This is a genomic window from Paenibacillus sp. ALE2 (assembly GCF_054113385.1).
The window spans coordinates 2,637,501-2,658,649 of the sequence record NZ_CM134213.1 but is presented as its reverse complement, the minus strand read 5'-3'; the positions used below and the strand labels follow the sequence as shown (position 1 = coordinate 2,658,649).

The 21,149-nt window shown below is 45.8% G+C and carries 18 protein-coding genes, 15 tRNA genes and 1 rRNA gene; 2 read left to right on the top strand and 32 right to left on the bottom strand.

Annotated features, from left to right (window positions below):
- Positions 1 to 157: 157 nt before the first annotated feature.
- Complete coding sequence (gene zwf / locus ACXHJ1_RS11525) at positions 158 to 1,714, bottom strand: glucose-6-phosphate dehydrogenase (RefSeq protein ID WP_019688577.1); 1,557 nt, start codon at positions 1,712 to 1,714, stop codon at positions 158 to 160.
- 187 nt (positions 1,715 to 1,901) lie between these two features.
- Complete coding sequence (locus ACXHJ1_RS11520) at positions 1,902 to 2,666, bottom strand: YwmB family TATA-box binding protein (protein ID WP_457906084.1); 765 nt, start codon at positions 2,664 to 2,666, stop codon at positions 1,902 to 1,904.
- Positions 2,667 to 2,914: 248 nt separating this feature from the next.
- Between ACXHJ1_RS11520 and ACXHJ1_RS11515 the strand changes: the two genes are divergently transcribed.
- Entirely contained in the window at positions 2,915 to 3,370 is a 456-nt protein-coding gene (locus ACXHJ1_RS11515) for a hypothetical protein (RefSeq protein WP_016819935.1), read from the top strand.
- A 77-nt stretch (positions 3,371 to 3,447) separates the two neighbouring features.
- Here ACXHJ1_RS11515 and ACXHJ1_RS11510 read toward each other — a convergent pair whose 3' ends face one another.
- The 14 genes from ACXHJ1_RS11510 to ACXHJ1_RS11445 form a co-directional block, all read right to left on the bottom strand.
- Complete coding sequence (locus tag ACXHJ1_RS11510; protein WP_013372995.1) at positions 3,448 to 4,098, bottom strand: response regulator; 651 nt, start codon at positions 4,096 to 4,098, stop codon at positions 3,448 to 3,450.
- Positions 4,076 to 5,155, bottom strand: a complete 1,080-nt coding sequence (locus tag ACXHJ1_RS11505; protein WP_013372996.1) for a sensor histidine kinase — start codon at positions 5,153 to 5,155, stop codon at positions 4,076 to 4,078. Before ACXHJ1_RS11505 ends, ACXHJ1_RS11510 begins: the two co-directional genes overlap by 23 nt.
- A 16-nt stretch (positions 5,156 to 5,171) precedes the next feature.
- Positions 5,172 to 5,819 carry a cell wall-active antibiotics response protein LiaF gene (gene liaF / locus ACXHJ1_RS11500; protein WP_164965055.1) on the bottom strand — a complete coding sequence of 216 codons (648 nt, stop codon included), beginning with the start codon at positions 5,817 to 5,819 and terminating at the stop codon, positions 5,172 to 5,174.
- 148 nt (positions 5,820 to 5,967) lie between these two features.
- A complete protein-coding gene (locus ACXHJ1_RS11495; RefSeq protein ID WP_016819933.1) occupies positions 5,968 to 6,672 on the bottom strand; it encodes a PspA/IM30 family protein in 705 nt (234 codons plus the stop codon).
- Positions 6,672 to 7,157 carry a PspC domain-containing protein gene (locus ACXHJ1_RS11490; RefSeq protein ID WP_016819932.1) on the bottom strand — a complete coding sequence of 162 codons (486 nt, stop codon included), beginning with the start codon at positions 7,155 to 7,157 and terminating at the stop codon, positions 6,672 to 6,674. Before ACXHJ1_RS11490 ends, ACXHJ1_RS11495 begins: the two co-directional genes overlap by 1 nt.
- Positions 7,158 to 7,164: 7 nt before the next feature.
- Positions 7,165 to 7,833: a PspA/IM30 family protein gene (locus tag ACXHJ1_RS11485; protein ID WP_019688580.1), complete on the bottom strand. Its 669-nt coding sequence runs from the start codon at positions 7,831 to 7,833 to the stop codon at positions 7,165 to 7,167.
- Between the two features lie 88 nt (positions 7,834 to 7,921).
- A complete protein-coding gene (locus ACXHJ1_RS11480) occupies positions 7,922 to 8,233 on the bottom strand; it encodes a LiaF transmembrane domain-containing protein (protein ID WP_017428655.1) in 312 nt (103 codons plus the stop codon).
- Positions 8,234 to 8,360: 127 nt separating this feature from the next.
- Positions 8,361 to 9,587 carry an MFS transporter gene (locus ACXHJ1_RS11475; protein WP_107734754.1) on the bottom strand — a complete coding sequence of 409 codons (1,227 nt, stop codon included), beginning with the start codon at positions 9,585 to 9,587 and terminating at the stop codon, positions 8,361 to 8,363.
- 143 nt (positions 9,588 to 9,730) lie between these two features.
- A complete protein-coding gene (locus ACXHJ1_RS11470; protein ID WP_016819928.1) occupies positions 9,731 to 10,288 on the bottom strand; it encodes a TetR/AcrR family transcriptional regulator in 558 nt (185 codons plus the stop codon).
- Between the two features lie 440 nt (positions 10,289 to 10,728).
- On the bottom strand, positions 10,729 to 10,968 hold the full coding sequence (locus tag ACXHJ1_RS11465; RefSeq protein WP_013373004.1) for a NifU family protein: 240 nt from the start codon (positions 10,966 to 10,968) through the stop codon (positions 10,729 to 10,731).
- Positions 10,969 to 11,281: 313 nt separating this feature from the next.
- Positions 11,282 to 12,679, bottom strand: a complete 1,398-nt coding sequence (sufB, locus tag ACXHJ1_RS11460) for a Fe-S cluster assembly protein SufB (protein ID WP_457906083.1) — start codon at positions 12,677 to 12,679, stop codon at positions 11,282 to 11,284.
- 43 nt (positions 12,680 to 12,722) lie between these two features.
- Positions 12,723 to 14,030: a Fe-S cluster assembly protein SufD gene (gene sufD / locus ACXHJ1_RS11455; RefSeq protein WP_457906082.1), complete on the bottom strand. Its 1,308-nt coding sequence runs from the start codon at positions 14,028 to 14,030 to the stop codon at positions 12,723 to 12,725.
- 23 nt (positions 14,031 to 14,053) lie between these two features.
- Complete coding sequence (sufC, locus tag ACXHJ1_RS11450) at positions 14,054 to 14,830, bottom strand: Fe-S cluster assembly ATPase SufC (protein ID WP_107734757.1); 777 nt, start codon at positions 14,828 to 14,830, stop codon at positions 14,054 to 14,056.
- Entirely contained in the window at positions 14,811 to 15,332 is a 522-nt protein-coding gene (locus ACXHJ1_RS11445) for a MarR family transcriptional regulator (RefSeq protein ID WP_016819923.1), read from the bottom strand. The genes sufC and ACXHJ1_RS11445 overlap by 20 nt, the downstream gene beginning before the upstream one ends.
- A gap of 1,102 nt (positions 15,333 to 16,434) precedes the next feature.
- On the opposite strand from ACXHJ1_RS11445, the gene ACXHJ1_RS11440 reads away from it, so the two are divergent.
- Entirely contained in the window at positions 16,435 to 16,560 is a 126-nt protein-coding gene (locus tag ACXHJ1_RS11440) for a hypothetical protein (RefSeq protein ID WP_258196287.1), read from the top strand.
- A 44-nt stretch (positions 16,561 to 16,604) separates the two neighbouring features.
- On the opposite strand, the gene ACXHJ1_RS11435 is transcribed toward ACXHJ1_RS11440, so the two are convergent.
- The 16 genes from ACXHJ1_RS11435 to ACXHJ1_RS11360 all read right to left on the bottom strand — a co-directional run bounded on the left by ACXHJ1_RS11435 (position 16,605) and on the right by ACXHJ1_RS11360 (position 21,005).
- Positions 16,605 to 16,683 (bottom strand) — tRNA-Leu (locus ACXHJ1_RS11435).
- Positions 16,684 to 16,694: 11 nt separating this feature from the next.
- Positions 16,695 to 16,769: transfer RNA gene (locus ACXHJ1_RS11430), tRNA-Cys, on the bottom strand.
- A gap of 12 nt (positions 16,770 to 16,781) precedes the next feature.
- A tRNA-Gly gene (locus tag ACXHJ1_RS11425) sits at positions 16,782 to 16,853 on the bottom strand.
- A 6-nt stretch (positions 16,854 to 16,859) separates the two neighbouring features.
- A tRNA-Gln gene (locus ACXHJ1_RS11420) sits at positions 16,860 to 16,934 on the bottom strand.
- Between the two features lie 9 nt (positions 16,935 to 16,943).
- Positions 16,944 to 17,016: transfer RNA gene (locus ACXHJ1_RS11415), tRNA-His, on the bottom strand.
- 18 nt (positions 17,017 to 17,034) lie between these two features.
- Positions 17,035 to 17,108, bottom strand: a tRNA-Trp gene (locus ACXHJ1_RS11410).
- Between the two features lie 7 nt (positions 17,109 to 17,115).
- Positions 17,116 to 17,201 (bottom strand) — tRNA-Tyr (locus ACXHJ1_RS11405).
- 4 nt (positions 17,202 to 17,205) lie between these two features.
- Positions 17,206 to 17,281 (bottom strand) — tRNA-Thr (locus tag ACXHJ1_RS11400).
- A 22-nt stretch (positions 17,282 to 17,303) separates the two neighbouring features.
- Positions 17,304 to 17,376: transfer RNA gene (locus tag ACXHJ1_RS11395), tRNA-Phe, on the bottom strand.
- Between the two features lie 37 nt (positions 17,377 to 17,413).
- Positions 17,414 to 17,490: transfer RNA gene (locus ACXHJ1_RS11390), tRNA-Asp, on the bottom strand.
- Positions 17,491 to 17,505: 15 nt separating this feature from the next.
- Positions 17,506 to 17,582: transfer RNA gene (locus tag ACXHJ1_RS11385), tRNA-Met, on the bottom strand.
- Positions 17,583 to 17,608: 26 nt separating this feature from the next.
- Positions 17,609 to 17,684 (bottom strand) — tRNA-Val (locus ACXHJ1_RS11380).
- 70 nt (positions 17,685 to 17,754) lie between these two features.
- Positions 17,755 to 17,826, bottom strand: a tRNA-Glu gene (locus ACXHJ1_RS11375).
- A gap of 17 nt (positions 17,827 to 17,843) precedes the next feature.
- A tRNA-Ser gene (locus ACXHJ1_RS11370) sits at positions 17,844 to 17,935 on the bottom strand.
- A 3-nt stretch (positions 17,936 to 17,938) separates the two neighbouring features.
- Positions 17,939 to 18,014, bottom strand: a tRNA-Asn gene (locus tag ACXHJ1_RS11365).
- A 65-nt stretch (positions 18,015 to 18,079) separates the two neighbouring features.
- Positions 18,080 to 21,005 (bottom strand): 23S ribosomal RNA (locus ACXHJ1_RS11360).
- Positions 21,006 to 21,149: the final 144 nt, after the last annotated feature.

The following is a 21,149-nucleotide window of genomic DNA, read 5'->3' as shown; positions in this document are numbered from 1 at the left end:
ATGATAAATACGATCTATTTACATGTTTTAGCCTGCCTTTAACGTATAATCAGTTGCAAACTGAAAACCTGAGACTAAGCTATTATAGCATACTCCGAACGCAAAGCATCCCCTTACATCCTGAACAGGACATAGGGGGATGCTGGACAAATCGGGATTACTGAGTGCCGCCTACTCGCCAGATGACATTATCTTCATCCTGACCGCTAACCGGCCACCACTTGTAGCCATCCTGCTCCAACAGCTTGTGAGCACCATCAGGTCCCCATGAGCCTGCAGCATAGGTTTCCAGTGTATCCGGGGTCTGCTGCCATGCTTTGGCGATTCGATCAACGAATCCCCACGCTGTAGCCACCTCATCCCAGCGCGTGAAGTACGTCGAATCACCCTCGATCGCATCCATCAGCAACCGTTCATAAGCTTCCGGTGAGTTGATCCCCACCATACAGCTTTGGCAAAAATCCATCGCCAGCGGCTCAATATCTGACTCCGAACCAGGCTTCTTGGCATTGATTTTAATGTAAATGCCCTCCATTGGATTAACCCGAATGACGAGCAAGTTGGGTTCGAGCTTATGCTTTTGACCGAGATATACATTGGTCGGCATACTCTTAAATTCCACAACGATCTCCGTAGTTTTTACAGGGAGGCGTTTGCCCGTACGAATGTAGAACGGTACGCCAGCCCAACGGAAGTTATCAACAAACACGCGTGAAGCAAAATAAGTCTCTGTATTCGATTGTGGATCAACCTTGTCTTCTTGACGATACCCTGGTAACTGCTGACCGCGATAACTGCCCTCAGTATATTGACCACGTACCACGTTGGTCTTCACATCCTCAGATGATCCAAAAGGTCGTAGTGAACGCAGCACTTTTACCTTTTCATCGCGGATATCCTCTGGCAACAAACGACTAGGTGGCTCCATCGCGATCATCGTAAGCATTTGCAGCATATGGTTTTGTCCCATATCACGCAAGGCACCGGAATGATCATAATAACCTCCGCGTTCCTCTACCCCTACCGTTTCACTCAGCGTAATTTGCACATTGGCAATATGCTTGTTATTCCATAGTGGTTCAAAAAAAGCGTTAGCGAAGCGGATCACCTCGATATTTTGTACCATTTCCTTACCAAGATAGTGATCAATCCGATAAATTTCTTCTTCGGCAAATACTTCACGTATTTCAATGTTCAGTTCTTGTGCAGATTCGAGGTTGTAGCCGAAAGGCTTCTCTATAACCAGACGATTCCAGCCCTTGCCGTCCAACATGCCGCCCTCTTTCAAGCTCTTCGACACACTTCCGAATAATTCAGGAGCCAAGGCCAAATAAAACAACCGATTTCCCGGTATGTTAAACTTACCTTCTATAGCCTCCGTCTGCTGTCTCAGCTCATGAAACCCATCGACATTGTTGATATCCAGCGATTTATATTCAAAATGCTCGGCAAATGCCTGCCATTCTTGATCATTTTCTGCTTTATAGCGACTAAACTCCTGTATGGAAGCGTACAGGTCATTACGGAATTCTGCTTCCGTGCGAGGACGTCTTGCTACACCAATTACAGCAAAATCTTCAGCAAGCTTGCCTTCGCGATACAAGCTGTAGATAGCAGGAAATAACTTGCGGCGAGCCAAATCGCCCGTAGCACCAAAAATAAACAGAACTGCACCTTGTGTCACAAGAGATTCTTTAACAGGTATGTCAGCCATGAAGTACCTCATTCTTCCCATGTCAAGATTCCGCAATCCACAATCCTCGAAATCCGCATGTAGTATTGTGTATATTTATACAAGATCATACTTGATTTTCGAAAAACATGGAACTAAAGATTTGATGACATTTTAACATATTCCACATGGATAAGCTATCCGATGAATCATAAATTTACCTTATAAGTCAGTATTCAATCGTGATAAGCGGAAAACCAAGTGTTATGCGTTTATCCTGCTGCTCCTTATTTTCATGTACAGCCATCTGCATCTGAACTTGATGCTCACCGCTTTGAACCATTAATGGCAGGTCTGGAGCTTCATAAGATACGGCTACTGTATTTACATCTGTGTATCTTTCTTTAGCCTGCATAGAGATGGTCCCTGCTAAGCTCGCTTCTGTTTGTTTCATCAGTTGATCCACGCTTTCCTTTGCTTGCAGCGAACGCTGAACGGAGGTGTTCCACTGCGCTTGAACCCCTATAGAATTTAATTGCTCTGCACAAAGCTTATGAAGCTGAATCAATTGCTCACGTCCTGTGTCACTGCTTTCCAGCTGAACGACTACATACCATTGTCCAGTTTGACGTTCCATCACATTTAAACGAATTTTCAAATCTTCACGATCACGAACAGAACGATAAAGTGAATGTCCATTTTCCACGAGTTTACTTGCTGTGGGTATATTCAGTTGATCAGCTATCTGTGCCGCTATATCTGCCGGATCTTCATGATTAGGAATCCAATCGCCTTGCCATTTTACAACTAGCTTATCCAGTGTACCCGGGGTTTGATCCGATAGGAATAACAACGAGCGTAAAGCCGTTTCTGCCTCGCGGGAATCAGTTCCGTTGGTCTGAAGAGTTCCGTAACGCCAGCCAGCCAGTACCAACACCGTTCCTAATACCAAAATCGCAATAACTCCCTTTTTAATCATCTCTACTTTTAACATGGACGTTCCTTCCCCTCCATAACCATACGTTCTCCGCATATCCACGATAGAATGCTTCTTTTTTCGGCTCGATTGAAATCTATGAATCTATCAATAGCATGCCCGTTGCCAGAGGTTTTATACGCAGAGGAAGTCAGCACAACCCTTAAGAAATATTCATTCGCCTACTGGGTGTTCGACCATACACCGTAGGCACTATAGGAATAGACTATAATCACAACGCATCTTACACCAAAAGAGGTGAAATCATGTTTCCCATTTATCCAGTAAATGAAGCCAGTGTGGCACCTCATGGCGGACGGATGGTCTGTGCCGTCATGCGTGATGGTACACGACACATCGGCATCTTAAGCGGGTGTAGCAAAGGCAAGCTGATGTTGAACGGATATCCATCCTCCTTTCCTGGTAGTCTCTATGCCGGAAGCTACAGTAACAAAGGAAAACAAAAAGCTAAAAAAATCTCCTCTAAAAAGAAAAAAAGGAATTCCAAAAACAAAGCTCGCCCTTCTGCCAAGCTAAATGCCTTTAATAGACCGCCCGACGAACTTCTAAATCCATACTTTCCTTATAACGTAGGCGAATTTGGCTCAAACGGAAATGGAAATTATGCAAATGGCAGAGCAGGCTATCGCGGCAGATATGGATACGGGGGAGGGCTTGCACTAGATCTGGCCTTAATCGCCTTTCTATTCCTCCTTATCTAAACGCCGTATTTCAGAACACAAAAAAAACCGGAGGACCATTCATCGCCTCCGGTTCTTTGTATTTGTCGTTTTATAATCTACTCTGCTAAGCCGTTCTTATAGGCATAGATTGCCGCCTGTGTGCGGTCCTCCACTCCTAATTTGGCGAGAAGGTTCGTGACATGGAATTTTACCGTCTTAATCCCGATAATCAGTTCATCTGCGATATCCTGGTTAGACTTCCCTTGTGCCAACAAGCGAAGAACCTCCATCTCACGATCTGTTAGCTCTGTATGCGCGGGCGCTTCAGCCTGTGGCTGGCGGAATCGATTCATCATCTTAGAGGCCACCTGTGACTCGAGTACGGACTGTCCGCGTGCAGCTGCACGGATCGCATCCGCAATCTCGGAAGCACGAGACGTTTTGAGCAAATAACTGAATGCACCTGCCTCAATGACCGGGTACATTTTCTCATCATCCAAATAACTCGTCAGTACAATCACCTTTGTCTCTGGAAGCAGGCGTGTCACTTGGCGTGTCGTTTCAATACCATCCATGCCATCCATGACCAAATCCATTAAAATCACATTTGGCTTGTATTCTGATGCTAACCGTATGCCTTCTTCTCCGCTTCCAGCCTCGCCGACCACTTCAATCCCTTCTTCTGTCCCCAGCACTGCCGCAAGCCCGATCCGCACCATTTCATGGTCGTCTACCAGCAGCACGCTAATCGGTAATTCCGTTTCCATGATCATCGTTCCTTCCGCTTTCATCATAAATAACTGGCACAGACACCTCGATCCGTGTCCCTTTTCCCGGAGCCGTTATATACTGAATAGCTCCTCCAATTTCACTGACCCGCTCCTGCATGGTGGATAATCCATATGATGTCTGCTTTTTCTCATCCATTTCAAAACCAATACCATTATCCCGAATCGTCAGCCTAATGGAATCCGGGCGCTGCACGATACGAATTTCCATACGAGTTGCTTTGGCATGGCGCAATGTATTAGACATCGCTTCCTGAACAATGCGAAATAAGTGATTCTCAATGCCTTTAACCAACTGTACTCCGCTTTCCATCTCAAAATCAATCTCCATTGGTACTTTTGCCTGTAATTCCTGTACCAAATCACGCAAACCCTGCTCAAGCCGTTTCCCTTCCAGATAGACAGGCCGTAGATGAAGGAGTAACGCCCGCATTTCAGATTGTGCCACGGAAGACATTTCTTCAATTAATGCAACTTGACGCTGCGCTTTATCAAAATCCTTGTCCAGCGTCCTGCCCACAGCCGTCGCTGTCATTGAAATAGCAAACAATTGCTGCGATACTGCATCATGCAACTCTCTGGCCAGCCGCTGCCGTTCCTCTACGATCGCAGTCATTCGTGCCTGTTCTGCCAGCTGAGCATTATCTGTAGATAAGCGTTGTAAAGACGTAACTTGTTCCTGCCATTTACGCCCAATTCTTTCCAACTGCTCTCCTAGCCTGCCAAGCTCATCATGCCCTAGGGGTGGCAACTCACGTGCAGGGGTGCCCTTTTCCCACATCAGCAATGTCTCTCTTAACATTTCCAGTCTGCTTTTAAAGCGATAGCTTTCATAAAATCCGTACATTGCGCCTGTACCAATCAACACCAGTATAACGGCTCCTGCTACTTTCAGTATCATTCCCCAGGTTGGGAACGACTTCACATATCCATATGTATACAGCATATAAAAGACCACTACGCCTACAACAACACACAGGAGGATACCTTCACCCATACTGCGGGTTACCATGTTGGACGTTTTTTTATGATTCATCCCGGTTCCTCCTGATTCAATAAAATCGAATGCGGACATCGCCCGCCAGGTACGAAACGACAAACTTCACTTTATATTCACTCTGCTCAAAATGAGGAGACTTCCACACCAGTCGGTTGAGCATCCCCGCCTCATGATCCCGGTCGAACTGAATCTGCCCGAACAATACGAACATCTCCACCTCTACACCGTAATTATCCGGCAGCGTGATGTCAATGTCACCGAAGATCCCCTGTAAAAATATGACGGGCTCACGTTCCTCTGGAAGAGCCAGTGTCAGGTCAGCATCCACATCCCCAACCACATGCCATATGCTTGTGCTGCGCAAGCTCCACGGCACTTCATCCCATTTGTGATTGGATATGAAATTGTGTTTGAATATGGAGCTTTGACCTTTATGCAGCTTCCTGGAACGTGAATAGAACACAGCCAGCGAAGCCAATGTGATCACCACAAACAAGAACAAATGATCCAGCACCAGCAGACCAGCACCGATGGCAAGCATCGTATAGCCCTTTTTGATTTTGGAATTGCGAATCTTATATATTCCCGCCAACATTAGGATCAGTGCAAACACGGAGAGGAACCCAATCCACTGACCGAATAAAACGATAATTCCGATGCCAATCCCTGCCAGTGCCAAGGCTGATTTTCTTCTCTCCATGCTGCACCCCCTTTTTTGTTTATACAGGAAGGAAAAGCCATAGTGGCGCAATTTATCGCCATATGGCTTCCCGAACCATACAGATTGAGCACTGTTATTGGTCAGTGTCCATCTATACAGCATATCATAATGTTTGGGTTCCGAGTAGTTAGTCCTTCTTCATATCTACAGGTTTAGCACCTGTCTGAATTTTGGACTTCAATTGTTGAAGCTGCTCATCCACTTTAAATTGTTTTTCAGCTTCTGCGGGATTAACATATGCCTCTCCCGGTGCTTGACGATAAGGGGCACGCAGTACGTCAGCTTCCGCCTCCATTTGCATGATTTTTTCCTCCATGCGGTGGAAGCCCAGCGAAGCAGACCCGCTTTCAATCGTGTGCAAGCTATTGATTTGCGACATTTGCTTTTTGGCTTTTGCCATTTGAGCACGGGATACCAGTTCATTACGCTTATTGCGCATTTTGTAGAATTCATCCTTCATTCCATGAAGCTGCTGTACCAGTTCTTTCGCTTGAAGCTCGGCTTGAGTGTGCAAGTCACGGTATTCATCCTGCTTTTGCACAAAATAAATCTTCTCGCCCAGCAGCTTGCGGGCTACTTCTTCCTGACCATTTCGCAATGCAGATTCGGCCTGCTTTTCGCGCTCATTGGATACACGTACAGCCTCCTCCAAGCGCTGTTTCATACGACGCTCATTTGCCATTTGCTTGGCGACTGTTACCTCAGCCTCGTGAATTTCTGCCTCCATATCACGCAAGTACTGATTTAACATGATAATCGGATCTTCAACTTTATCCAACATTTCATTCACCGATGCTCTTGTCATATCCTTCATTCTTTTAAAGATTCCCATTATTTACGTTCTCCCTTCTCGAATTGCTCTACTTTTTTACGTAACTCTTCCAGTTCCTTTTTCATTGCTTTTTTCTCGATATCTTCCATCATGGAATCCAGATCACTGTTGTGTCCTGCATTAAATTTGGATGAATAGCGAGCATCCTGACCAAACGGGTTCGAGTTGCCGTATGCTCCGCCTTGATTGTAACCAGTTCCTTGTCCGTACTGTGTTCTAGTATTACTACCGCCATAATAGCGCGGATCTTGCTGGGTATAGGGACCGCTATCTGGACCGAATCCTCCATCGTAAGGAGATCTTGGTTCCTTGGAAATAACCAACGCTGCAATCACATAAATCATAAATGTGGTGCCTGCTGTAATAAAGAAACTGATCACAACCAGAATACGTATCCAAGTTGAGTCCATTCCTGTTGCGTCAGAAAGACCGCCACATACTCCAGTTAATACTCTATCCCGGCTTGATCGGTAAATTCGGGTCATAATTTACTTACTCCTTCCCGCTGTTGTTCAGCTTGCTTTTCAATCTCGCCCACTCTTGTTCGAGCAGCGATCCACCGCTGTGAGCATCCCTTGTATACTCCTCACCCCGACGCAATTCACGCAGACTCATCGTTTCTGCTTCCATATCGGCTACCCGGTCTTCCAAGCGGTTGAACATTCGGGGAACATTTCGTCCACCGTATGTACCTGCCCGTTCGTTCATTTGCTGCTGGAGTCTCAACGTTTGTACACGTGCAGCGTAATACTGGCGCTTACTGTGTACCGTTTGGTATTCTGTCTTTAATGTATCCAGCTGTTGCTCCAATTCACGTAATGATTCACGGCTCTGCTCCCACAGTTCTCTATACTGCTCTTCTTTTTCTGCATACAGCATTTTTTCCTGAAGGGCTAGCTTTGCGACGTGTTCCTCATCTGCTTTCAAAGCCAGAAGCGCTTGTTCCTCCCGTTTGGCCTGCATGGACAATGCATGATCCAACTGCTGCTTCATTTGTCTTGTATGCACTGCATACTGCTGATGAAGCTTTTCCGCTTCGGCGATTTCCTGACGGGTATTATATAGAAACTGGTCAATGAGTTGTACCGGATCTTGACTTTGTTCCAAATGCTCATTGAAGGTTGCTACCGTAATATCACGCATTCTTCGAAAAACACTCATTGGCGTCTACTCCTTTCACAAGTTCGTATTTTCATCATTTCTTGCTCTTTGCTTTCGTACATTTTTCTTCATCCTCAAACTGTCACATTCAGTAGCGTCTTCTACGGTCACTCAGCATGGATACACCAAATATGATTAATCCGATTGCCAGCAGTGGTCCAATAAGCCAGGACAGCTTGCCCAGTAAAATCAGTACCCCGAGCACAAGCACGATCCAACCGAAGAGCGCATTACCTCTTTTCACACCGTAGTACCCCAGCATAATCATCGCTATCGGAATTAAGTAACCAATCAGATGTCCTACAAAGTGACCGAAAAACGGAGTAAACTTACCGAGCAGCATAATCGAACCCAACACGATCAGTACAATGGCTAACCCATTCCCTTTGTTAACTCTCATCATCTCTCACCGCCTTTCACTGTGTCTTGCTTATGTCCTTATTGTACGCTGACCTAACGTTTGACAAAACGGACCCCAGACGGTTTTTGAACCTAGACCTAAGTCGGGGGTGAATATAGACCTGCGGCTAACCACTTCTACGCTGCTCTACTGCAAGGGTTGTTGAGTGTCGCTTTCCTGCATGCTTAGAGCGTAGTGAAAGGACGAGACAAGCAAATAAGGCTACCGCTGCCACCATATAAGGCAAATTAATATGAACATCAAACAGCAGTCCTGCAACTAACGGTCCAATTACATTCCCCAAGCTGGTATAGGACGAGTTCATACCCGCTACAAACCCTTGCTCATCCCCAGCCTGCCGCGATAGAGAAGTGCTTACTGCTGGGCGAAGGATATCCATAGCCAGAAAAATGATAAAAGTCGTCAGCATAATCATCACGTACTGCTCGGCAAATAAAGTTAGGAAAATAAACAGTCCTCCAATAGCCAAGCAAAGGTGAATTACTTTTTTTTCACCAAAACGGTTAATGATCCAACCAAATATAGTTGCTTGAACAACTGCCCCCAAAATAGACCCTGTCGTTATAATGATGGCAATATCCATCGGTGTAAAACCATATTTATGGTCAACAAACAGTCCAAATACCGTTTCAAAATTCGCCAATCCAAAAGCAACGACAAATACAATGAGCAAGCCCATGAAATACGGAGATTGATAGGACTTGGCAAATTGCTGTAAAAGGTTTTCCTTTTCACGCGGAAGCTCTCTATTGTACTGTTGTTTTTCCTCGCTCAAAGACTCAGGCAGCACGAACAGAGACAAAATAGCCGCTATTCCTGCAGCACCTGCCGCCGCAAAGAAGGGAATACGTATTCCATAGGCTGCAAGCAAACCGCCAATCCCTGGCCCGATTATGAAGCCTGTGTTAATCGCTGCATTAATCATGCCCATACCCTTGCCTCTTTCCTCAAATGAGGTCACATCAGCGACGTAGGCCATTATAGAGGGAGTAAGCAACGCAGCCCCTACCCCGCCCATGATTCGTGCAACAAACAAGGTAGGAACGGAACTCGCCAATCCAAAAACAAGCTCTGACAGCATGAAAATAAACATCCCAGAGACAATCAACTTTTTACGTCCATAACGGTCAGACAACTTTCCTGACAAAGGTGATAATAAAAGCTGTGTCAGCGCAAAGGCTGCAACCATTAGTCCCATTGAAGAACCGTTCATCCCTAGCTCACTTATAAATTTAGGTAAAACAGGAACGACTAATCCAATCCCCATGAATGCTAAAAAAATGTTAAGCATCAATAACAGCATTGCTCCCCGATTTCTTGTTAGTACAGACATATTTCCACCCTTCCTTTTCAGAACCCCTTTTATTTATCAGTAGTTAATTTCAGTATCCTAGCTTCAAAAACAAAAAAACCTTAATTGTTTTATTAGTTTTCATATAAAAAAATAGCCTCTTTTAATACACACATATTATTAGGCTATTTTTGTTTTTCGACTAACCCAAATAACAATATATCTACAATGGAATAAGTTGCTTCCTCTACCGTCACACTGTTATCCAGAAAGAAACGCTGATCAAGCGTTAAATTCACTGAATCAATAATTAGCTTCATGATTAGAGCCTCATTTTTATTCACAATAATTCCTTCTCGAATACCTTCCTGAATTAATGTTCTGATCGGAGACCAATCATTTAAATCAGCATGTACTCTTTTCCATTGCTCAGGATAATACTTTTTCATCTGGTCCAAAATTCTTAAATCATAAAACTTATAATACAGCGGCATAACCCTAATCGACTGCTTAATCTTTTCTAACAAAGATAATTCATTGTTTTGGATAATTTGCTCCGTCTTTTGAATCATATCATCATTTGTACGCTCAATAAGTGTCTCTAAAATAAGAGTCTTAGACGAAAAATTTTCATACAACGTACGCTTACTGATGGCAAGTCTTTTCGCAAGATCATCCATAGTAAATTTCAATCCATTCTCATGAACTTCCTCTACAAAAGCTTCCAAAATTCTTTCTTGCATATGCATTCCTCATTTCTTTTACACTTAATAAACTATAAATGTTTTTTCAGTACCATTATCCTACTACAACCTCAAAGTCACAGTCAAATATACTATTTAGAAAAGAAACTATGTGAAGTTCTTATCTTCATTCATCTGACACCCGATTAATTATGTAGCCGAAATTGAGAATGCAATTAATAAAAAGGGTGATAAAATGCCTTTAAGCATTTTATCACCCTTTTGTGTATACCGGCGAGAGGACTCGAACCTCCACGGTTTCCCACTCGATATCGAATTAAATCTTGATAATACCTTGTTTGACGAAGGGAAAAAAGCGCTGTTCGTCGATTTCTACCCGCAAGGTAATCTGTCGATGTACTTTGGTATTGAGCAGCGGGATCAACTTCCGTAGCTATGGTCTGCGACAGGACTAACTCAGTTGCTCAGTATCGAGAATTTTAGAATACTTGTACAACTTCTTTAATATCATCAATTTCCTCAAGAATTGCGCGCTCAATAGCAACCTTTAACGTAATCGTAGCACTTGGGCAACCATTGCATGCTCCCAAAAATCTTAATTTTGCTATACCGTTCTCAACTTCGACCAGTTCAGCATCTCCACCGTCACGCAGTAAGAAAGGACGTAGTTTGAGAAGAACTTCCGATACTTCATCGAATAAAACTCCATTTTCATCCATTATGTCAACTCCTCCCATTGTTTTACCAACCGTCATTCAGACCTTTTTTCATCCTAGATCGTCTGAGTAATCCTTTGCTTTTTGCCTAAGAGTAACCTCTTGATCCGAAAGTTCCCTTATAAGCGTATGAATAGAGTCTAAAGGTATCATCACACCACAACTTGCGCTCAATCCTGACAGCATATGGAGGCAGAATTGAAGTTTTCGTATCTCTCGGGTAATTTGAGCTAGTTCTGAATCGTCCGATTTATTTTTCTTCATTACTAGCACCTCTTTAAAGAATGATAAAGGTTTGATCTATTAAATTAATGAATCAACCGATGCTTCCTTCCATCTCAAATTGAATCAACCGATTCATTTCAACGGCATATTCCATTGGCAATTCTTTGGTAAACGGTTCAATAAAGCCCATTACAATCATTTGTGTAGCATCTTGTTCTGTAAGCCCGCGGCTCATTAAGTAAAACAATTGTTCCTCAGACACTTTGGATACTGTTGCCTCGTGCTCCAAAGTAATCTGATCGTTTTTAATTTCATTGTATGGAATCGTATCTGATGTTGACATGTTATCTAATATCAACGTATCGCACTTAATATTGGACTTAGACCCTGCGGAATCGCGGCTGAAGCTGGACAACCCTCGGTAGTTTACTTTTCCGCCCTGCTTGCTGATAGATTTGGATATAATCGTAGATGTTGTCTCGGGAGCAAGGTGAATTACCTTCGCGCCAGCATCTTGATGCTGATCTTTACCGGCTACAGCAATAGACAGGATGGACCCCTTGGCTCCCCGTCCTTTCAATACTACTGCCGGATACTTCATTGTTACCTTGGAGCCGATGTTGCCGTCCACCCATTCCATTGTGGCATTTTCTTCTACCACAGCCCTTTGGGTTACCAAGTTGTAGATATTAGGAGCCCAATTCTGAATGGTCGTGTAACGGACACGGGAATCTTTCCGGCAAATAATTTCAATAACTCCACTATGCAAAGAACTGGTACTATAAATAGGTGCTGTACATCCTTCAACATAATGGACAAAGCTGCCCTCTTCGGCAATAATTAATGTCCGCTCGAATTGACCCATATTTTCAGAATTAATACGGAAATAACCTTGTATAGGAACCTCGCAATGAACACCCTTCGGAATGTATACAAAGCTACCGCCTGACCAAACCGCACTATTAAGCGCCGCAAATTTATTGTCTGTGGGAGGGATGATCGTCCCAAAATATTGCTTAAACACTTCGGGGTATTGCTTTAATGCAGTATCCGTATCGAGGAAAATAACGCCCTGATCCTCCAGTTCTTTCCGCATGCTGTGATAAACTACTTCCGACTCATATTGAGCGGATACGCCCGCCAGGAACTTTTGCTCCGCTTCAGGGATTCCCAGCTTGTCAAAGGTTGCTTTGATCTCGGAAGGAACCTCCTCCCAGGTCTTTCCCTGTTTTTCAGAAGGGCGAACGTAATACTGGATGTCATCAAGATTTAGCCCGGTCAAATCCGCTCCCCATTCAGGCATCGGCATTTTGTAGAATTGATTCAAAGCTTTCAACCGAAAATTGAGCATCCACTCCGGCTCTTCCTTGATCCGGGAAATTTCCCGGACAATCTCTTCCGTCAGACCTTTTCCAGATTGAAAAATAGACTGGTGCTTGTCGCGAAACCCATATTTATATTCGCCCATATCTGGTGCTTTTTTAGCCATTAGTATCACTCCTTTTTAACCTTTCAAGAATCATTTTGATTTGCTATGATCTGCCGAGCTTGCTTTCCACTAAATCTTTTAGGCGACTACGAACACCTTCCAGCGGGATCTCCGAAATGACAGGAGCGAGAAATCCGAAAATAACAAGATGTTCGGCTTCACTCCTTGATATCCCGCGCGACATCAGATAATAGATCTGCTCTGCATTTACTTGCCCCACGGATGCAGCATGACCCGCGGTTACATCATCCTCATCTATCAGCAGGATCGGATTGGCATCGCCGCGAGCTTTAGGACTTAGCATAAGCACGCGTTCTGTTTGCTGACCATCACAATGGGTTGCACCTTTTTCAATCTTTGTAATGCCGTTGATAATGGCCGTAGCTTCTTCAAGCATGACTGCACGCGTAATCATCTGGCTTACCGAGCTTCTGCCAAAATGCTGAGCTTGAGTTGTATAGCTCGATTTTTGATTACCCGTGCCAATAGCAATTACCTTATTGTCGGAGACCACCCCGTTGCCTTGTAGCAAAGTCTTGGTATCGCTGGCGGTATAACCATTGTTCATCTCACCGATAATCCATTCCACACCCCCATCAGCAAGAACGACCGCCCGTCGCTGGGTGAAATCTGTTGTAGTTGCAGCAAGCTGATGAACCGAAGCTACTTGCACCTTTGAGCCCGCCCCCGCGAAGACCTCCGTCACACCGTTATGCAATACCTTGACATCATCACCACTCGATACACAATTATCCACATAAGTGATCTTGCTGTTGCTCCCTGCCACAATTAAGACGTGAGGAGCAAAACACACACCGCTTGTATCGTTAAGAAAGATCGCTTGAATAGGTGCTTCAACCTCTACACCGTCTGGGACATATAGAAAAACGCCACCACTCCATAAGGCACTGTGTGCAGCAGATAAACGATGTTCTTCTGGCTTTACTGCCTGAAAGAGATAACGTTGAACCAGCTCCTCATGCTCTTTTGCCGCAGTATGCAGATCCGTTAAAATGATTCCCTGGGCGGCTAAGCTCTCGGACAATTTCGTATACACTACATCCGAGTTGAACTGAACGATTAGTCCGCCTTTCACCGGAGAAGTAACCAAACCTCGAACAACCTCCGGCGCTTCCTCCAAACTAGACCACGCATTCTCAGCTTTGTAATCTCCACTTTCGTAGATATCCCATTTTTCAAGATTGATTTTCTCCACTTTAGGCAACTCCAGCGTCCCTGCCAGTTCGAGTGCATGAACGCGGCGTTCAATCAGCCAACGAGGTTCATCCTTAGCACTTGACCATGCGCGTAAATCGTCCACATTCATTGAAACTCTAGCTTGTATATCCACGTGCTGTTCCTCCTCTCCGGCTTTTAAGCTTCCCTTACCGTCTCATCCGTAATCCCAAGTTCCTCCTTCACCCAATCGTACCCTTCAGCCTCCAAACGGTGGGCAAGCTCCGGACCGCCAGATTTAACTATCTGGCCTTGCATCATGACATGCACAAAATCCGGGGTAATATAATTCAACAGTCGTTGATAATGGGTGATGATTAAAAAGCCTCTATCCAGGCTGCGCATCTCATTTACGCCATTGGCCACAATACGCAGTGCATCAATATCAAGCCCTGAGTCCACTTCATCCAGGATCACAAACTTGGGTTCAAGTAGCATCATTTGCAAAATCTCATTCCGCTTTTTTTCACCGCCAGAGAATCCCTCATTCAAATAACGATGCACAAATTCCGGGTTCATCTCCAGCCCCTTCATTTTGCTCTCCATTTCACGGATAAAACGGATTAAGGATATCTCATCGCCTTCTTCACGCCGTGCATTGATGGCACTTCTGAGAAAATCCGAGTTGGTCACGCCAGCAATTTCACTTGGATATTGCATAGCGAGGAACAAGCCTGCCTGGGCACGCTCATCCACCTCCATCTCCAGAAGGTCTTCATTGTCCAATGTCACCTTACCGCCAGTAACCTCATATTTGGGATGGCCCATTAAAGCTGAAGCCAATGTACTTTTCCCCGTCCCATTAGGCCCCATAATCGCATGAATCTCTCCGCCATGAATCTCCAGTGTGAGCCCTTTTAAAATTTCTTTCCCTTCAATCTTGGATCTTAATTCCTCAATCTTTAATGTCGTCATTTATCATAAACTTCCCTTCGGAGTATTCTTCGGCACGCGCCACCAAATCACTCATAAATTTTCCAATAGTCTGCAGCTCAACCTCTGAATAGGATTCAATGAATTGGTAAAACCTTTCTTCTTTTTCTTTGTGCAGTTCTTTATGCAAATGATAAACGTGTCTTCCCTTATCCGTTAAACTAAAGTAAATCTCCTTACGATTGCTGTTCAGTTGACTTTTCATAATGAAGCCCATTTCCAGCAGCTTTGCACTAATTTTAGTAATACTAGCTTTGGACAACCCCATCTTCTCCACAATCCCGGTATGATTTATCGGTTCATAATCACCAATGCAATCAATAACGTGTACACTAGTAATATTGTTGGAGAGCATGTCAATCTGGTACTTTCTGGCCTGTTGCCGAAACGAGTTAATTTCTTGTTCAGTATACAGCTCATTCAGATGTAGCATTTTAATATATTGCTCGTAAAGATGACCTTTAAAATGATTTTGAAACTCCAATTTCCCAATCTCCCCTCTTTTGTAGTAGTTGCAGACCAAGTTTAGTGTCACCATTAGATTATTTTTGTTCACTAGTAAACAAAGTTATATTAACACAATTGATATTGATTATCAATATCAATTGTGTTAAATGTGATACAATTTTGGAGGCACTTTTCATCATGGGTTTGTTGTCATTGTCATCGGCCTCAGGCTGTGTTTTGACTAGGGCACGTTCTGGAAATGGTTTTGAATACCTACGTCATGGTACACCTGCCAAAGACCGGGGTCGCTATCGTAAAAGAGGACGAAGGTGGTGCTTGGCCGAGCTGTTTTAAAGCCGTATCGCCGCGTTTGAGTACGCTATCGTGAGCATGTATAGCAATGAATAATCAGTCAGTTACCTGTGTCTGGATATGTTATGAGGCCAAAGAGTATACCAAAAACTGTGGTTTTTGCTGGTGAATCCGAACAGGCGATGCTCCATTCTAGCCAGCACCGATCTGACACTGGAGATGACCTAGATCATCGAACTTTATCCGCCCAGTTCAAAATCAAATGCACCTTCTGGGCGCTAAAGCAATCCATCGGCGGATTAGCTACCACTTTTGTAGCAAATCCATTCCGAAGCTCAACTGGTATTTGAAAAAGGATCGGGTTCACCCTTTGGAGTTGTTGGAAGAGGAGAAAGCGCAATGGGACATCCGCCTAACTGTAAAGATGAGAATGGTAAACGATAACCAAAATGGATCCCTACGGGGCTTAAGATAAAAGGAACCAAGAAAAGAGCCGAAATCTTGCTTCAGGAAGCCAGGAAGAATTATCATATGGAAGGACAAGCACTCGCGGTTGAAAACGAAGATATGCTGCAAGAGTAAAAGCGGCTACTCCATCCGGTAATAGCTAAAGGCTGTTCGCAGACTTTTTGCTTCAATGGCAAGAGATGATGAAAAGGACCGAACCAAGAATAAAGCCAGTCGCCATATACTGCCATTGGTGAGACACGTTCTATGAGCTTCTGATTCGTATGAAGGAATAACAGGAATCCTATCGCTTATCTTCTGACAATTCTTATTGTCTTGAATACCTGGAGTATATTTATGTAGATGTATTAGGAGTAAGCATGAAAGAAGTTCAGGAATGGTTCCGCAGCGATTATGCAACAACGGCAAATATTTATTCGCATTTGGAATACAACTCAAAGGTGTCTTCAGCTCAAGCAATGAGTGGGGTACTAAAGCTCAAATAAAAAAAGTTCATTAGAGAATGTCTCTAATGAACTTTTTTAGTTAATACCGGCGAGAGGACTCGAACCTCCACGGTTTCCCACTCGATTTTGAGTCGAGCGCGTCTGCCATTCCGCCACGCCGGCATATTTAATTATGGAGGCGCCACCCAGATTTGAACTGGGGAATAAAGCTTTTGCAGAGCTTTGCCTTACCACTTGGCTATGGCGCCAGAATATAACTAAGCGGACGACGGGAATCGAACCCGCGACCCTCGCCTTGGCAAGGCGATGCTCTACCGCTGAGCCACGTCCGCATAAGATGGCTGGGGATATAGGATTTGAACCTATGCATGACGGAGTCAAAGTCCGTTGCCTTACCGCTTGGCTAATCCCCAATAAGAAAGGGCGGCCGATGGGGCTTGAACCCACGAATGCCGGAGTCACAGTCCGGTGCGTTAACCACTTCGCCACGACCGCCACAGGAAAAGAAGTAATTGGCAGGGGCAGCAGGAATTGAACCCACACCAACGGTTTTGGAGACCGTTGTTCTACCTTTAAACTATGCCCCTATAAAACTGGTGGAGGATGATGGATTCGAACCACCGAACCCGTAAGGGAGCAGATTTACAGTCTGATGCGTTTGGCCACTTCGCTAATCCTCCAAAATGGTGCCGGCGAGAGGACTTGAACCCCCAACCTACTGATTACAAGTCAGTTGCTCTACCAATTGAGCTACACCGGCACAAAAACTATTCAATTAAAAGTGGCTCGGGACGGAATCGAACCGCCGACACGAGGATTTTCAGTCCTCTGCTCTACCGACTGAGCTACCGAGCCTCACAATAAGACTCTTTACCAAGCAATGTATTACTAATGGCGGAACTGACGGGATTCGAACCCGCGATCTCCTGCGTGACAGGCAGGCATGTTAGGCCTCTACACCACAGTTCCATAATAGATTTAAATTGGTTGCGGGGGCAGGATTTGAACCTGCGACCTTCGGGTTATGAGCCCGACGAGCTACCGAACTGCTCCACCCCGCGACAGTAATAAGTATTTACTTTTTAAATGGTGGAGGCTGAGGGGATCGAACCCCCGACCCTCTGCTTGTAAGGCAGATGCTCTCCCAGCTGAGCTAAGCCTCCTCAACGGAACACTTCTCATATTATACCACAACAAACTTTTTATTGCAACTTTTTGTGATTATTTTTTTTATGACCCGTAGGGGATTCGAACCCCTGTTACCTCCGTGAAAGGGAGGTGTCTTAACCCCTTGACCAACGGGCCATACTATAAAATAATTCTGGCGGAGAGAGAGGGATTCGAACCCTCGAGACGCTTTTGGCGCCTACACGATTTCCAATCGTGCTCCTTCGGCCAACTCGGACACCTCTCCATATGGCTCCCCGAACAGGACTCGAACCTGTGACAACTCGATTAACAGTCGAGTGCTCTACCAACTGAGCTATCAGGGAATACTAACATTTGTTTCAAGGTTACACCCTGAAAACTGGATCCGAAACTCATTGCGTCTTATCTTTAGGATAAGCCCTCGACCGATTAGTATTGGTCAGCTCCATGCATTACTGCACTTCCACCCCCAACCTATCTACCTCGTCGTCTTCAAGGGGTCTTACTAATTGGGAAATCTCATCTTGAGGGGGGCTTCACGCTTAGATGCTTTCAGCGCTTATCCCTTCCGTACATAGCTACCCAGCGGTGCTCCTGGCGGAACAACTGGTACACCAGCGGTACGTCCATCCCGGTCCTCTCGTACTAAGGACAGCTCCTCTCAAATTTCCTACGCCCACGACAGATAGGGACCGAACTGTCTCACGACGTTCTGAACCCAGCTCGCGTACCGCTTTAATGGGCGAACAGCCCAACCCTTGGGACCTACTTCAGCCCCAGGATGCGATGAGCCGACATCGAGGTGCCAAACCTCCCCGTCGATGTGGACTCTTGGGGGAGATAAGCCTGTTATCCCCAGGGTAGCTTTTATCCGTTGAGCGATGGCCCTTCCATGCGGTACCACCGGATCACTAAGCCCGACTTTCGTCCCTGCTCGACTTGTAGGTCTCGCAGTCAAGCTCCCTTCTGCCTTTGCACTCTTCGAATGATTTCCAACCATTCTGAGGGAACCTTGGGGCGCCTCCGTTACTCTTTAGGAGGCGACCGCCCCAGTCAAACTGCCCACCTGACACTGTCCTCGTACCGGATCACGGTACCAAGTTAGAACCTAGATACGATCAGGGTGGTATCCCAAGGATGCCTCCCCTCAAGCTGGCGCTCAAGGTTCAACGGCTCCCACCTATCCTGTACAGATCGTACCCAAATTCAATATCAAGCTGCAGTAAAGCTCCATGGGGTCTTTCCGTCTTGTCGCGGGTAACCTGCATCTTCACAGGTATTAAAATTTCACCGGATCTCTCGTTGAGACAGCGCCCAAGTCGTTACGCCATTCGTGCGGGTCAGAATTTACCTGACAAGGAATTTCGCTACCTTAGGACCGTTATAGTTACGGCCGCCGTTTACTGGGGCTTCGGTTCATAGCTTCGCCCGAAGGCTTACCACTCCCCTTAACCTTCCAGCACCGGGCAGGCGTCAGCCCGTATACTTCGCCTTGCGGCTTCGCACAGACCTGTGTTTTTGCTAAACAGTCGCTTGGGCCTTTTCACTGCGGCCCCCTCGGGCTATTCACCCTACCGAGGCACCCCTTCTCCCGAAGTTACGGGGTCATTTTGCCGAGTTCCTTAACGAGAGTTCTTCCGCGCGCCTTAGAATTCTCTTCTCGCCTACCTGTGTCGGTTTGCGGTACGGGCACCTTCTCCTGGCTAGAGGCTTTTCTTGGCAGTCTGAGATCATGACCTTCGCTACTATAATTTTCGCTCCCCATCACAGCCCAGCCTTAACGATGTGCGGATTTGCCTACACATCAGCCTCACTGCTTAGACGGACATCCATCAGTCCGCGTCACTACCCTACTGCGTCACCCCATCGCTCATAACGGATTACGGTGGTACAGGAATTTCGACCTGTTGTCCTTCGACTACGCCTATCGGCCTCGCCTTAGGTCCCGACTTACCCTGAGCGGACGAACCTTCCTCAGGAACCCTTAGGCTTTCGGCGGATCTGATTCTCACAGATCTTTTCGTTACTCATACCGGCATTCTCACTTGAATGCAGTCCAGCGCTCCTTCCGGTACACCTTCAACCCGCATTCAACGCTCCCCTACCCCTGATGCAAGCATCAAGCCATAGCTTCGGTGGTGTGTTTAGCCCCGTTACATTTTCGGCGCAGAGTCACTCGACCAGTGAGCTATTACGCACTCTTTCAATGGTGGCTGCTTCTAAGCCAACATCCTGGTTGTCTGTGCAACTCCACATCCTTTCCCACTTAACACACACTTGGGGACCTTAGCTGATGGTCTGGGCTGTTTCCCTTTCGACAATGGATCTTAGCACTCACTGTCTGACTCCCGGAACTAAATCTATGGCATTCGGAGTTTGACTGAGCTTGGTAACCCTTGCGGGCCCCGCACCCAATCAGTGCTCTACCTCCACGATTCTTTTTTCCGAGGCTAGCCCTAAAGCTATTTCGGGGAGAACCAGCTATCTCCGGGTTCGATTGGAATTTCTCCGCTACCCCCACCTCATCCCCGCATTTTTCAACATGCGTGGGTTCGGGCCTCCAGTGCGTGTTACCGCACCTTCACCCTGGACAGGGGTAGATCACCCGGTTTCGGGTCTACGTCCACGTACTCATTCGCCCTATTCAGACTCGCTTTCGCTGCGGCTTCAGCTCTTCACCTTAACCTTGCACGGGAACGTAACTCGCCGGTTCATTCTACAAAAGGCACGCCATCACCCATAGATCGGGCTCTGACTTCTTGTAAGCACACGGTTTCAGGATCTATTTCACTCCCCTTCCGGGGTGCTTTTCACCTTTCCCTCACGGTACTGCTTCACTATCGGTCGCCAGGGAGTATTTAGCCTTGGCAGATGGTCCTGCCGGATTCATACGGGGTTTCACGTGCCCCGCACTACTCGGGATCCGTCTCGAAGGGAACAAGTTTTGAACTACAGGGCTTTTACCTTCTCTGGCGGGCCTTTCCAGACCTCTTCATCTAACCGGTTCCTTTGTAACTCCATGTGAGACGTCCCACAACCCCAAGGAGCAAGCTCCTTGGTTTGGGCTAATCCGCGTTCGCTCGCCGCTACTGACGGAATCACTATTGTTTTCTCTTCCTCAGGGTACTTAGATGTTTCAGTTCCCCTGGTCTGCCTCTCACTCACCTATGAATTCAGTGAGTAGTGACTGTCGATGAAGACAGCCGGGTTTCCCCATTCGGACATCCCCGGATCAAAGCTTGCTTACAGCTCCCCGAGGCCTTATCGTTGTTCGCCACGTCCTTCGTCGGCTCCTGGCGCCTAGGCATCCTCCGTGTGCTCTTTGTAGCTTAACCTAGACTTCTCTTTCAGAGAAAGAAAATGTCGATGTTCAATAAAGAATGATTTTTGCCAAAGGCAAAATATCTTCCCTTATCTGCTACCTTTATTTCACTTGTTTACACAAGATCAGCTTAAAGGAATATTCTAAAACGCAATTT